We start from the raw sequence: 13,352 nt of genomic DNA on the forward strand, positions 1-13,352 counted from the left end.
TAAGACGTCCAGCATTTTTTGTCTCAACCAGCGATAATTATTTTATGAATAACCTTGTTTTGCAGTCAGATTTTGGTCTCGACGACGGCGCAGTCAGCGCAATGTATGGCGTTGCCGTTGGAACTAGTCCCAAACTTCACATCTATAATCTCACCCATAACATTCCACCATACGATATTTGGGAAGGTTCTTATCGTTTAGCACAAACTATCGATTACTGGCCAGAAGGAACCGTTTTCGTCTCCGTCGTCGATCCTGGAGTTGGCTCAGACCGTCTCTCCGTCGTCGCCAAAACCAAAACCGGCCATTACATCGTGACGCCAAACAACGGAACCCTCACGCACGTTAATGCTATTTTTGGCATCACAGATATTCGCACGATCGACGAAACCATCAACCGCCGTGCCGGATCAGAAGCCTCATACACCTTCCACGGCCGTGATATTTACGCTTTTACCGGTGCCCGGTTAGCCGCTGGCATTATTTCATTTGACGACGTCGGACCACGCGTCCCACTCGATGCTCTCGTTACTCTCGATTACGAAGAACCTACATTTGTTGACGGCGAGATCCGGGGAATCATTGAAGCCCATGATGTCCGTTACGGATCGCTATGGACATCCATTCCACGTACTCTCTTCCTCGATATGGCTGATGGGTTTAACCAACGGTTCCGTTTACGTGTTTTCAATCAGGGACGCCAAGTGCACTCCAACCACATGCTCTATGTGCCATCATTTGCTTCAGTTGAGGTCGGCGATTCACTACTTTACGTTAACTCACTCGATCGTATGGCCATCGCTATTAATCGTGGCTCCTACGCTCACGCATTCAACATCGGTACCGGTACATCTTGGCAGGTATCACTAGCCCATTACGAGCTATAAGGGACACGAAAGGATAAATAATGTCTAAGAAAATGTCACCAGTCGTACAAGTCGTTGCTATCGGCATCGGCGCAGCATTATTCTTCGTCTTGGGCCGCTTCGCCGCAATCCCAACCCCAATTCCAAATGTCGCCATCGCACTCCAATATGCAGTTCTAGCCGTTTTTGCTGTACTGTTTGGACCAGTTCCAGGTGCCCTCATCGGCGGAATTGGTCACGTTCTTATCGATGCCACTGGATATGGCATTTGGGCATCATGGGAAGTTGCCTCCGCAGTTGTCGGCCTCATCATCGGAATTACAATGCTTGGCAACAAAGTCAATGAAGGACTCTTCCACACCAAAACTATTGTTCGATTCAATGTCGGCGTCGTTATAGCAAACGCCATCGCATGGGCTTTAGTCGCTCCGCTGGGAGATATTCTTATCTACTCCGAACCAACAAACAAGGTATTCATTCAAGGCGCCACTGCCTTCATTTCCAATTCGATTACCACCGGCGTTGTTGGCACACTTATTTTGATCGCCTACGCAAAGACGCGCACCCAAAGCGGTACACTGTCCACCGAGGCGTAAGAAAGACAATAAATGACTCCTCCGATCCAACCGATTATCTCTCTTCGTGACGTTACGTTTCAGTATCGAGCACAATCGGCATCTACCTTGCACAATATTAATCTCGACATATTTCCTGGTGAAAAAGTTGCGATCGTTGGTGCATCTGGATCGGGGAAGTCTACTCTTATCCGGTTAATCAACGGACTAGTCCCACACTACTTCTCTGGCACTGTTACTGGTGATATTACTGTTGCTGGCCTTGATCCACAAGCCGTTCGATTAGTCGACATTTCGGCACATGTCGGTACCGTACTCCAAGATACATCAGGGCAATTCGTTGGCTTAACAGTAGCTGACGATATCGCTTTCTCCCTAGAAAACCAACAAGTTCCCACTCGAGAAATGCCTGCTCGCGTCGCTCAAACAGCACGCATCGTTGGGATGGAGGATTTCCTTACCCACGCACCCCAAGAATTATCTGGTGGACAAAAACAGCGCGTTGCTATGGCTGGGGTTCTTGTTGATAACGTCGATATTCTTTTATTTGACGAACCTTTAGCTATGCTCGATCCGGCTTCCGGGCGTACCAGCATTGAACTGATCGATGAACTCCACACTGTTCACAACAAAACCATTCTCATCGTCGAGCATCGCCTTGAAGACGTTCTTCACCGCCCCGTTGACCGAATCGTTTTGATGGATGGCGGAAAGATTATTGCTATTCAAACTCCTGATGAGCTCCTCTCCACTTCACTGCTCGAAGATCATGGCATTCGCCCACCGCTACACGTTTCCGCACTAAAATATGCTGGCGTTAATATCACTGCCGATATGCGGCCAGCAAATCCACACTCACTCCGGTTATCACCTGACGACATAACAACTGTTCAAGCGTGGGCTGACGCTCATGGGACTCATCCCCAGCCAGCTACACCACAAAAAACACCTGCTATTTCTTTAGAAGATATTTCTGTCTCATACTCCGGCGATAACGGTCCGCAACGTATTTTGTCACATGTGTCAACCACAATAAACAGTGGTTCAATGATTGCTATCGTTGGGTCCAACGGTGCCGGAAAATCAACGCTCGCTAAGGCTATCTGTGGTTTTCTCCCAACTGATACCGGCGATATTAAAATTCACGGCACTTCTGTTGCCAGCTGGTCAATCGCGGAACATGGCCAGCATGTAGGTTTCGTGCTTCAAGAACCAGCTCAAATGCTGTCTCGACCAACTATTATCGAAGAGATTGAACTTGGTATGCGAGCCCGCGGTATTGCAGATGATGAATGCACCGCACGCCGTGATGACGTGCTGAAAATATGTGGTCTATGGCCATTCCGAAACTGGCCTATTTCAGCTCTGAGCCACGGGCAAAAGAAACGCGTAACAATTGCCGCTATTCTCGTTCTGCAACCAGACATCTTGATCCTCGACGAGCCAACTGCGGGACAAGATTTCGCCCACTATACCGAATTTATGGATTTCCTTGCTCAGATCAACGAGACTGGCACTACCGTTGTTCTGATCACCCACGATATGCACCTTGCTTTGGAATATACTTCCCGTGTTTTGGCTATGTCCAATGGCCAAATTATTGCCGACGACGCCCCGGCTAACGTCTTAACAAATGCTAACGTGACATTCGATGCTGATATTGTCACAACCGGCCTATACGAACTTGCCCGTCTGGTTAACTACTTAGACACCTCTGCTTTCGTACAAGCTTTTGTTAATGTTGATCGCCAAGTCCGTAAACAAGCCGCTTTCCAGCGTTTGACTGGCACAGAATCAGGAGAAAAATCGCGTGGCTAAAGCAGTCCTTGGCTATATTGATCGTCCCAGCCCACTCCATCGCCTTACTGGCACCGCAAAACTCGTTCTAGTTATCAGTCTTGTGGTGGCAGCGATGCTCACCTTTGATGCCCGTCTATTACTCGGACTATCTTTCCTATCGATAGTGTTATGGACTATGTCTCGAGTACGGCTAAGCGATTTGAAAGTTGTTCTCATTATTATTGTTACATTTATGATGCTGAATAACCTTCTTATCTACATCTTTTCACCGAGTTATGGTGTTTCTCTTTTCAGTACCGAACATATTATTCTCGCTGGCCCGGGACGATGGGTTTTGACCTGGGAGCAACTCTTTTACCAGTCCTTAGTGACACTAAAGTATTTCGCAGTTCTGCCTGGCGTATTACTGTTTATTGCAACCACGCCACCACCTGAATTTGCCGCCTCACTGAATTCCCTCGGTGTTCCCTACCGCTATGCCTATTCGGTATCCCTCGCTTTACGATATATTCCAGATGTCCAACGCGATTACGGAACAATATCTACTGCCCAACAAGCACGCGGTCTTGATGCTTCGAGAAAAGCCCCCTTACGTGTGAGAACCAAGAATCTACTCGCTGTTCTTATGCCTTTACTCTTCGGATCGCTAGACCGGATCGAAACAACTTCGGCAGCAATGGAATTGCGTGGTTTTGGCAGCCTCAAGAAACGCACCTGGTGGGCGTATCGCTCCCTACAGCTGGCAGATTGGCTTATTATCCTTGCGTCACTGGCTATTGTTGGTCTTGCTATCTGGCTCCAGTTCGTCAACGGCGGAAGGTTTTGGAATCCCTTCATCTGATATGCACATCAGATAAGATGGTTCATATGTTGTGGCTATGGGCTGGCAACACATGCTGATTGGGAGTATCTATGAGCACCATTGATCTTACAGCTATACAAAACTATACATATGCGATATACAACTCGGATCGATCTGGCCACGGGTTAGACCATATTAACCGTGTTGTCAGCTTGTGTCAGCGTATTATTGCTGACACTAAAGCAGAAGGCATGAATCCACGGGTCATTCTTATTGCTGCTTACGTCCATGATGTTATTGATCCCAAAGTTGTTGCAGATCCGGTACAGGCCCGTAATGACCTGGAAAAGTTTTTACATACTCAAGCATTAACTGGCGCAGAAATAACGGAAATTCTCCATATTATTAGCAACATGTCGTTTTCAAAAAACCTCATCACCCACCAGCCACTTTCCATTAATGGACAAATCGTCCAGGATGCTGACCGGCTCGATGCTATCGGCGCTATCGGTATTGGTCGTGCTTTCTATTACGGCGGGAAATTCGGTGATGATCTATATGATCCAGCGCGCGCTCCACGCGATTTCACCAACGAAAATGACTATCGAGAACACTCCACGGTAATCAATCACTTCCACGAAAAGCTATTCAAACTAACCGATTCACTCAACACTCAAGCTGCCAAAAGAATCGGAGAGTTACGGAATAAGCGAATGTGCGTATTCGTCGAACAGTTTATTGCGGAATGGAATGGAGAGCCGTAGACATTCGGCTAATATTTAGCCCTCGTGGCGAAAGAACATAAACAATTGCGAAAACAATTCCATGTACCAACACCACAGTTGCACCAGAGGCCATGTTGAACCAATACGAGGAGTAAATACCGATAGTCACACTCAGCGCAGACATTAACGGCGCAATCCACAACATACGATCAAATGATTCAGTCATGAGAAATGCAATTGCGCCGGGAATAATCAATAACGCTACGATCAAAATAGCGCCTACTGCCTGCATCGCAACCACAACAGTCATCGCCAAACATGTTAAAAGCAAAGCCGATAACCGTTTTGTTGATAATCCAATCGCGCTTGCATGTACCGGATCAAACGCAAACAATGTTAAATCTTTACGTTTAGCGATGACGATAATAGCGGCAAGCGGAGCCAAAATGACTACCTGGAGTAGATCAGCCTGAGTAATACCCAATAAGTCACCGAAAATAACATGGTGCAAATTAATATGGCTAGGGAAAACCGATATCAAAACAAGGCCCAGTGCGAGCATCGTCGTAAAAACAACACCCATCACCGTATCTTCTTTAAGCCCAGATCCATTACGAATCACGCCTATCATTGCCACACATATCAGTGCGGCGATAAACGCACCGATTGAAAACGGCGCACCAAAAATATATGCCAGCACAATCCCCGGTACCACGGCATGCGAAAGCGCATCTCCCATCAGCGACCACCCTACAAGGACCAGCCAGCACGATAACAAAGCGCACACGCTTGCCGCGAGAATCGTCACTGCAAAGCCTCGAAGCATAAATGTATGCGTCCACATTTCAATGAACGTGTCATAAAACCACAGCCAGCTCATTTCGTTTCTCCCTTATCCGCATAGTATCCAGCAGGTGCCGTAAACGCCCGGGATAAATTATTTGAACTTAGCGTTTCTCGTGGATCTCCACGTCCCACAATCTGACGGTTAAGTAGTACCACTTCATCAGCAAACTCTGGGATAGTTGATAGATCATGAGTAGAAACTAATAGCGTTGTTCCCTTGTCAGCCAGACTCCGGAGTAATTCGGTGATGACCGAGGCAGATGTATAGTCAACACCAGCAAACGGCTCATCGAGAAGCATAAGTTCTGCGCCCTGCGCTACGGCACGAGCAACAAATACTCGTTTACGCTGTCCGCCAGACAGGGCACCGATCGGACGCTGTTCTATACCAGTCAGACCGACAACATCAAGCGCATCGGCAACGGCCTGACGATCCACATCTGTCGGTTTACGCCGAGCCCCCATAAGGCCGTAACGCCCCATCATCACAACGTCATAAACGGAAAGGGGGAAACGCGTATCAATTTCTTCATTTTGCGGAACATAACCCACTTTTCCAGATTTACGCGCCGAAAGCGAGGACGTCTGAGAAATAATAATCTCTCCTTGTTGATAATTAACGAGCCCCATAATGGACTTAAAAAATGTAGATTTTCCTGACCCATTCATTCCAACGATGGCGCAAATTCTTCCCTGACCAATACAGAAATCGACGCCGGTTAGTGCTTGGACATCGCCATATGAGACATGCAGGTCACGCACGTCTAGTACTGATGCTTGTGGATCCACTTCTATCCTCACCAACGGTCTTTTATCCAGCTCGCCGCTGGACACTTATCTCAGTTTAGCGCACAAAAGGTTGTAGTTTCTCTATGACTTATTCAACTCTTTGCCGCACCGAACTTTGACCATTTACGCTTACAAAATCGCCAATTTCCTAGCGAAAAAATCGATGGCCGCAACGTGATTTCTAAGATTTTCACGCTCCGGCCATCGATGTAATTAGATGTCTATCACATGTCTGTTTTTACTTCGACTTTCCAGTCAAACCCTTGGTGATAGTCTCTGCATCATAGCGCAGAAGGTCAAGGTAAGTTGGCACATCACCGTCAGCTTCGGAAAGTGAATCAACGTAGAGGATGCCACCGAATGGAGTTCCTGTTGCTTCTACAACTGGCTGCATCTTGTTATCGATAGTCGACTCACAGAAAACGGCTGGAATCTGGGAATCCTTGACAAAGTTCTCTACATCAGACATACGCTGTGGAGTCAATGCGCCTTCAGCATTCACACCCCAGAGATACTTTTCAGTAAGCTTCATATCGCGTGCTAGGTAAGAGAAAGCACCTTCACATGTCACAAGTGCCCGATGCTCCGGCGCAATCGAGGCGAGCTCGGTTTCCATCTTTTCCTTCACACTAGCGATTTCTTTCTTATACTTTTCGCCATTGGCCTTGTAGAAATCAGCATTGTTCTTATCGATAGACGATACCGCCTTGACGATATTATCGACGTAGACTTGACCTGCATCTGGCGACATCCATGCGTGTGGGTTTGGCTTGCCTTCGTAATCACCTTCGGCGATCGCAATTGGCTCAACACCTTCAGACAAGTCAAAATGTGGCGCCTTGACATCAGCAACGAAACGCTCGAACCAACGTTCTAGTCCAAGACCGTTATTGAGAATAACGTTCGCCCCCTCTGCCTTCTTAATGTCAGCCGGTGTTGGCTGATAATCGTGAATTTCAGCATCCGGTTCAGTGATAGACAGAACCGTCATCTTATCGCCAACAACTTGTTTCGCCATGTCAGCAATAACAGTGAAGGTTGTTAGCACAACCGGCTTGTCACCGGTCTGAGAATCACTGGTTGAGTCCATTGCCTTGGAACCCATCGCTGGCTTTTCTGAAGATGAGCACCCGGTGAGAGCGAGAGCGCAACTCGCTACGAGCGCTGGGATAATGCGCGTGATCTTTTTGATATTCATACTCATTATCTTAAGTACGCTTAGGCCACCCTCACAAGTTCGCCATGGCGAACTTTGTGTCTGACTCATCACGTAACACAATCCCCTCAAGCCACTTAACAACAAAACGAGATTAATGATCTATAGAATGGGAGTTACCTTATTCCCTACCTCAACACAGCAAAGCCTAGCACCATGAGTCCTTCACAGCATTATCCAATCCCTACCCAAGTACCAATCTATTCTTCACGCGAGATCGAAGTTCCAGCAGCCACCCGCCGCTCTCTCAGCCAAATCATCGGTGGTATCATCTTCATCTTCGCTCTCTTGTGCGCCGCGTGGCTGATCATCTTAATCGCTTTGCGCATCACACAAGGCTCATGGCTTTTTAACCTCGCTGTTTTCTGGGCGGTTTTAACCTATTTAGTTCTCCCCCGCCTCCATCAAATTTTTACTTATCTTTATGTGCCCGACTATTTCATCGGCCGCACCCGAACAACCGATGGCGTGTTGGGCGATCCAATCAACCTAGCTTTTGACGGCGATGCCAATGACATTCGTAGCGCAATGCAACATGCGGGATGGATTGAAGCTGACCCCATTACTGTACGCTCCAGTATCGGCATTGTGATGTCTACTTTGCGCCGCCGCCCATATCCCTCTGCCCCAGTTTCCACTTTGAAGCTTTTTGGCCGCAAACAGACATTCGCTTTCCAACAGGAAGTTGGCGGAAATGCTGCCAAGCGCCACCATATTCGCTTTTGGCATGTCCCGGATGGCTGGCTATTACCCGGCGGACAAAAAGTCGGCTGGTTAGCTGCCGCAACTTACGATCGATCAGTTGGTTTAAACGTCTTCACCTTGCAAGTTACCCATAAAATCGATGCTGACATTGACGCGGAACGCGACTATGTCATTAACACCTTGCGTTATGCCGATCCCGAAAACAAAGTTCGTGTCATTGAAAATTTCTCTACCGCTTACCAAGCCTGGAACGGTGGCGGGGATTTGGTGGAAACTGATGGGCATCTCCCCGTCGTCGACGTTACCGGGTCAATCAACCGCACACACTACCAGCTCCCGCAAAGTCAACACCACTCTCATGCCATCCCACCTATCCCATTAGCTTTTTCCACAATTTTAGTTGCCATACTATTTTTGTCGACCATTAATTCTGTTCTTAATGCGCAGGCTTACGCCTGGTTCAATTTTGCGATATCAATTGCCTTATTCATTGCCCTCGTTTTTACTTTTTTACGACGACGATGGGCATGGTTTATTCTCATGGGACATTCTGCGATACTGGCTTTTAGTCTTTTACTTGCTACATCTTATGCACCACATGGAAATGAAGAACCACTCACCATCATCGCATTAACTGTTTTGGTACTCGTGACTATTTCGGATGAGAAAGTTCGACTATGGGTCAGCGAAAAAGAGGCCACCGAAAGAAATGAATTCGCTGCGCATCCACAATAGACATTCCCATCACCTCATGTTATTGTATTAGTGTATTAATACAGCAACACAGAGGTGAATATGTCAGTCGACGACTCTCGCCCCATCTGGATCCAACTGGTTGACACCTTCAGCCACAACATCGTGACTGAAAAATGGCCGGCAGGATCAAAGATTCCCAGCGTCCGCGAGCTAGCACTGGACGCCGGAGTCAACCCCAACACAATCCAACGCGCACTCGCCCAACTCGATAACGAAGGCCTCACCACCACTGAGCGCACACAAGGTCGCTTCGTGACAACCGATCTGCAAACGATCGCCCACAAACGATCCGAGTTAGCCGGTCAAGCAACCAGCCAACATGTGACAACGATGGCGAATCTCGGCCTGAGCATCGACGAAGCCATTGAGCTTATTCGCGAGCGCTGGAACGCTTCAGCAACACATGAAGGATCATGAGATGGAACCGACCACACCCCTTATTCGCATAGAAGGGTTGACCAAACGTTACTCATCGACAACCGCACTGGACGATGTTTCGCTTGATTTACATCCTGGAAAAGTTATTGGTCTAATCGGCAATAACGGTTCAGGTAAAACAACCTTGATGAAAATTTTGGCTGGCGTGCTCTCCGATTGGGAAGGCACAGTTAGTATTGCTGGATATGCACCCGGCCCAGAAACAAAACAGCGTCTCGCCTTCTTGCCATCCGCACAGTTCTTAAACAAATCGATGACTGCTGCTGACGCATGCCAACTGTATGCTCGATTCTTCACCGATTTCGATATCCGTAAAGCCCATGATCTACTCAACTACTTCGAGTTGCCCTTGGATCAGAAACTTAAAGAAATGTCGAAGGGTATGAACGAGAAGGTTCAAGTTTCGCTCACAATGTCACGAAATGCCGATATCTACTTGCTTGACGAGCCTATCTCAGGTGTTGATCCGGCAACGAGAACCACGATTTTGAACGGTATTTTGCGCGACTTCAGCCCCGAAGCACTCATGGTGGTCTCCACGCACCTAGTTGCCGACGTCGAAGCGATTCTCGACGACGTCATCCTCATTAACAACGGCAAGGTTGCCCGTTACGTCAACGTTGACGATCTGCGTGAGGAATATGGAATCTCCCTCGATAGTATTTGCCGGAAAGGATTGAACTGATGTTTTTGCTACTTCTTCGTCAAGAGTTCACCTCGCAAAAGAGCTGGTTGAGCTCAACATTTCTGACGGCTAGCTTGATCGCTATCGTTTCCTTCGTCGTCTCCTTGCCACACATTCCAGGCTTAACTGCGTTTTCTTATTTCACGATGGTGGCGACGGCGATTGGCACACCGGTAGTGATTATGATTGGGCTGGGAGCCGAATACTGGCAGTCGATGTCTGGCGAGCGTGGCTACTTCACGCACACTATTCCGGCAAAGCCAAGTGAATTGTTCTGGGCAAAAACGCTCTTCGCATTCCTTGTTGAAATGCGCGCCCTCGGTTTTACCTTGCTTGTGCTCTTGGCACTGGCGTTGAGTAACGCGTGGGAAAACGATATGTCATTGGGTGATTTTCTCGAACCATATAAGGAATATCTCCAAAGCAAACCTACCTGGTTGGTTGTGGCCGCCCTACTCTATATCGTGCTCGGTTTGGTCAATATTATCCTCCAAGGAGCTGCGGTATTGAGTATTAGCGCGCTGGGCCGATTCTCCGGCTCGACGGCGTCGAATATCGCTATTGGGTTTGCTGGGCTCTACCTAGCCAATCAGGCCGTGGGTGCAGTCGGTACCCTGCTGTTGCCACTATCGGTACGTATCTCTGATCTGTCCTTGACATGGGAATCGATGTTGCCGAGCATTGTGCATTCGATTCAAACTGATACCCAGCCGGAACTCTTTGGCATCGGTTTACTGATCACCTTGCCGATTCTTACGATCGTCTTAGTCTGGTTCGGGATTCGAGCTATTGCTCGAACGTCGTTGCGCTAAGCCCGTCCATTCCAACGAGGCATCTTAACCTCGATCTCCTCTAACAAGCTTGGTGGCTCAGTAACATCACCTATTACTGAGCCACCGAACTCGTGTTTGACTAAAGTTTATGAGAACAAATCCAAGAACCGTTCGATGCGCGCAGTAGGCGCAGCGAAGAACGCTTGGGCATCGCCGTCGTACTCGATTTTTCCATCTTGAAGGAAGACGATGCGGTCTGCGATCGAGCGCGCAAACCCCATATCGTGAGTGACTAACACTAACGCAGTTTGACCACGTGCCACATCTTGAAGCGTAGACCGTACTTCTGCCGCTAGTTCTGGGTCTAACGCCGACGTCGGTTCGTCACACAATAAAAACTCTGGTTGCATAGCAAGCGCTCGGGCAATAGCAACCCGCTGTTTTTGCCCGCCAGAAAGCTGATACGGATAGGCTTTTTCGCGCCCGGCTAGCCCAACCTTGGCTAACAGTTCACGACCTTGTTCCACGGCCCGCGCGCGCGGAATATTTAACGCGCGGATCGGACCAAACGTGACATTGTCAAGCACGCTCAAGTGTGCAAAGAGCTGGAAATCTTGGAAGACCATCGCTGAATGCGCCCGTACCACGTGCTTATCTTCTGTAGAGAGTCGGTTCGAAAAATCAATTTCTCGGTTGGAAACTGTCAATGTGCCGAGTTCGGGGGTTTCCAGCAGGTTCAACGAACGTAACAGCGTTGATTTTCCAGAACCTGACGGACCGATAATCGCCGTCGTTTGCTGTGGATCAAAATTGATCGATACGCCATCTAGCGCACGCACTGGTTCGCCATCTTTACTGGTGTAAGTCTTATGTAAATCGGTTACCTTTAACATCAGCGTGCCTCCACATACTTCGATGTTCGCTTTTCGAGCGCATGCTGGCCCGCAGTGAGGACAGAATTAATGACGAGGTAAATCATTGCCACTTCTACATAGAGCAACAGCGGCTCGAAGGTAATAGCTGCTAACTGTTGGCTGCGCAAGAAGACATCAACCAAGGTGATTGATGATACGAGAGACGTTCCTTTAACGAGATCAATGAAATCTGACGACAGCGGCGGAATAGAAATTCGAAATGCCTGGGGAGCAACGATATGCCAAAGGATCTTACGGTGGGTAAGATTCAACGACTGCCCCGCCTCCCATTGCCCGCGTGGAACAGCTTTCAGGCCTGCACGCAAGGCTTCAGCAGTATAGGCACCAGCGTTAAGACCCAGCGTCATGATCGCAACTGGCCAAGCATCGAGTACGATTCCAGCCCGAGGCAGACCATAGAAGACGATGAATAGTTGAACAAGTAGCGGAGTTCCTCGAAAAATCCACACGTACAACGCGCCGATCTGTGAAAGCACTGCAATGCGTTCGAAACGAACAACGGCAACAATACTTCCGATAATCAGGGCAATAATGAATGAGATGATTGCTAACGGTATCGTAACAGTAATGGTTGCAGCTAAGAGCGTTGGTAACGATTGCGCCCATAATTGCACAGCATGAATCATTATTCACCTACCTGAGAGTGAGCGGAGATGTCCTCGCCAACATACTTTTCGGTGATTTTAGCAATCGATCCATCAGCTAGTCGGCGTTGAATTGCTTTATTAAGCTCGGCAACAAAATTATCTTCTCCCTTTTTTACAAGGATTGAACAGCAGCCAGGAGTTTCCACTTCACCATCGAGTAATCTTATATTCGAGATTGGATTGTTTTCTTCATAAAGTTTGAATGTGACTAATGAATTTAAAGTGGTTTCAGCTCGACCAGCAGTGACAAGATCAATTGCTTGTACAAAGCCATCAACTGGAACGATTGGCAATCCAAATGTGTCTTTGGCTAGCATCCCGAGGTTTGAGGTTGTTGATTGAGCTGATGTCTGTGTGGTGAGGTCATTGATTGAAGTTAGCGGAGAGTCTTTACGCACCGCGAATTTTGCGACATCACGGGTATAGGGCATGGTGAAGTCGTATTTAGCTTTACGCTCGTCACTAACAGCAAGATTATTAATCACAACCGGGTATTTTCCGGCATCCACCCCCGCGATTAAACCATCCCACGGAGCAACAGTGAACTCCACCTGAGCACCAAGATCCTCAGCTAGAAGTTTCATAATATCTATTTCAATTCCAACGAGTTTTCCGTGATTATCCGTGTATGAGTAGGGACGATAGGTTCCTTCAGTTCCGACGGCGAGGGTGTGAGTTTCTTGTGTTTGTTTTAATAGTTGTCCCGACGACGGCTCACTTGTAGCCGTACAGGCTGCCAATGCGAGTGTTGCAATAACGAGGGAACTGATTTTTTTGGCCACAGACATAGGTCA

General features: G+C 48.0%; 15 protein-coding genes. 9 read left to right on the forward strand and 6 right to left on the reverse strand.

The features are described from left to right. Nucleotides 1–44 precede the first annotated feature (44 nt). From HC352_RS05920 to HC352_RS05940, 5 genes are all read left to right on the forward strand, one after another. Nucleotides 45–887: an SAM hydrolase/SAM-dependent halogenase family protein gene (locus HC352_RS05920; protein ID WP_168918017.1), complete on the forward strand. Its 843-nt coding sequence runs from the start codon at nt 45–47 to the stop codon at nt 885–887. A gap of 20 nt (nt 888–907) precedes the next feature. Continuing rightward, nucleotides 908–1,462, forward strand: a complete 555-nt coding sequence (locus tag HC352_RS05925) for an ECF-type riboflavin transporter substrate-binding protein (protein ID WP_168918018.1) — start codon at nt 908–910, stop codon at nt 1,460–1,462. Nucleotides 1,463–1,474: 12 nt separating this feature from the next. Continuing rightward, entirely contained in the window at nt 1,475–3,259 is a 1,785-nt protein-coding gene (locus tag HC352_RS05930) for an ABC transporter ATP-binding protein (protein ID WP_168918019.1), read from the forward strand. Beyond that, nucleotides 3,252–4,082 carry an energy-coupling factor transporter transmembrane component T family protein gene (locus HC352_RS05935; protein ID WP_168918020.1) on the forward strand — a complete coding sequence of 277 codons (831 nt, stop codon included), beginning with the start codon at nt 3,252–3,254 and terminating at the stop codon, nt 4,080–4,082. The genes HC352_RS05930 and HC352_RS05935 overlap by 8 nt, the downstream gene beginning before the upstream one ends. Nucleotides 4,083–4,153: 71 nt before the next feature. Then, nucleotides 4,154–4,807: an HD domain-containing protein gene (locus HC352_RS05940; protein WP_168918021.1), complete on the forward strand. Its 654-nt coding sequence runs from the start codon at nt 4,154–4,156 to the stop codon at nt 4,805–4,807. On the opposite strand, the gene HC352_RS05945 is transcribed toward HC352_RS05940, so the two are convergent. From HC352_RS05945 to HC352_RS05955, 3 genes are all read right to left on the reverse strand, one after another. Next, nucleotides 4,779–5,648 carry a metal ABC transporter permease gene (locus HC352_RS05945; RefSeq protein WP_168918022.1) on the reverse strand — a complete coding sequence of 290 codons (870 nt, stop codon included), beginning with the start codon at nt 5,646–5,648 and terminating at the stop codon, nt 4,779–4,781. The two genes, HC352_RS05940 and HC352_RS05945, sit on opposite strands and share 29 nt — an antisense overlap. After that, on the reverse strand, nt 5,645–6,415 hold the full coding sequence (locus HC352_RS05950) for a metal ABC transporter ATP-binding protein (protein ID WP_247645172.1): 771 nt from the start codon (nt 6,413–6,415) through the stop codon (nt 5,645–5,647). Before HC352_RS05950 ends, HC352_RS05945 begins: the two co-directional genes overlap by 4 nt. Nucleotides 6,416–6,641: 226 nt before the next feature. After that, nucleotides 6,642–7,601, reverse strand: a complete 960-nt coding sequence (locus HC352_RS05955; protein WP_168918024.1) for a metal ABC transporter substrate-binding protein — start codon at nt 7,599–7,601, stop codon at nt 6,642–6,644. Between the two features lie 174 nt (nt 7,602–7,775). Here HC352_RS05955 and HC352_RS05960 point away from each other — a divergent pair, with 174 nt between their 5' ends. Genes HC352_RS05960 through HC352_RS05975 form a run of 4 tightly spaced genes read left to right on the forward strand, consistent with a single transcriptional unit; the run spans nt 7,776 to nt 11,015 of the window. Further along, nucleotides 7,776–9,059 (forward strand): LssY C-terminal domain-containing protein, encoded by a 1,284-nt coding sequence (locus HC352_RS05960; protein WP_168918025.1) that lies wholly within the window; start codon nt 7,776–7,778, stop codon nt 9,057–9,059. 60 nt (nt 9,060–9,119) lie between these two features. Then, nucleotides 9,120–9,497, forward strand: a complete 378-nt coding sequence (locus tag HC352_RS05965) for a GntR family transcriptional regulator (protein ID WP_168918026.1) — start codon at nt 9,120–9,122, stop codon at nt 9,495–9,497. Nucleotides 9,498–9,534: 37 nt separating this feature from the next. Continuing rightward, nucleotides 9,535–10,203, forward strand: coding sequence for an ABC transporter ATP-binding protein (locus HC352_RS05970; protein ID WP_369801229.1), 669 nt, complete (start codon nt 9,535–9,537; stop codon nt 10,201–10,203). After that, nucleotides 10,203–11,015 carry a hypothetical protein gene (locus HC352_RS05975; protein ID WP_168918028.1) on the forward strand — a complete coding sequence of 271 codons (813 nt, stop codon included), beginning with the start codon at nt 10,203–10,205 and terminating at the stop codon, nt 11,013–11,015. Before HC352_RS05970 ends, HC352_RS05975 begins: the two co-directional genes overlap by 1 nt. Before the next feature lie 107 nt (nt 11,016–11,122). Here the strand turns inward: HC352_RS05975 and HC352_RS05980 are convergent, their stop codons facing one another. Genes HC352_RS05980 through HC352_RS05990 form a run of 3 tightly spaced genes read right to left on the reverse strand, consistent with a single transcriptional unit; the run spans nt 11,123 to nt 13,346 of the window. Continuing rightward, entirely contained in the window at nt 11,123–11,869 is a 747-nt protein-coding gene (locus HC352_RS05980) for an amino acid ABC transporter ATP-binding protein (RefSeq protein WP_168918029.1), read from the reverse strand. Beyond that, nucleotides 11,869–12,537, reverse strand: a complete 669-nt coding sequence (locus tag HC352_RS05985) for an amino acid ABC transporter permease (RefSeq protein WP_168918030.1) — start codon at nt 12,535–12,537, stop codon at nt 11,869–11,871. Before HC352_RS05985 ends, HC352_RS05980 begins: the two co-directional genes overlap by 1 nt. Then, nucleotides 12,537–13,346 (reverse strand): transporter substrate-binding domain-containing protein, encoded by an 810-nt coding sequence (locus HC352_RS05990; RefSeq protein ID WP_168918031.1) that lies wholly within the window; start codon nt 13,344–13,346, stop codon nt 12,537–12,539. Before HC352_RS05990 ends, HC352_RS05985 begins: the two co-directional genes overlap by 1 nt. Nucleotides 13,347–13,352 lie beyond the last annotated feature (6 nt).

This window comes from Arcanobacterium buesumense, from assembly GCF_012563545.1.
In the GTDB taxonomy this organism is placed as follows: Bacteria; Actinomycetota; Actinomycetes; order Actinomycetales; family Actinomycetaceae; genus Arcanobacterium; species Arcanobacterium buesumense.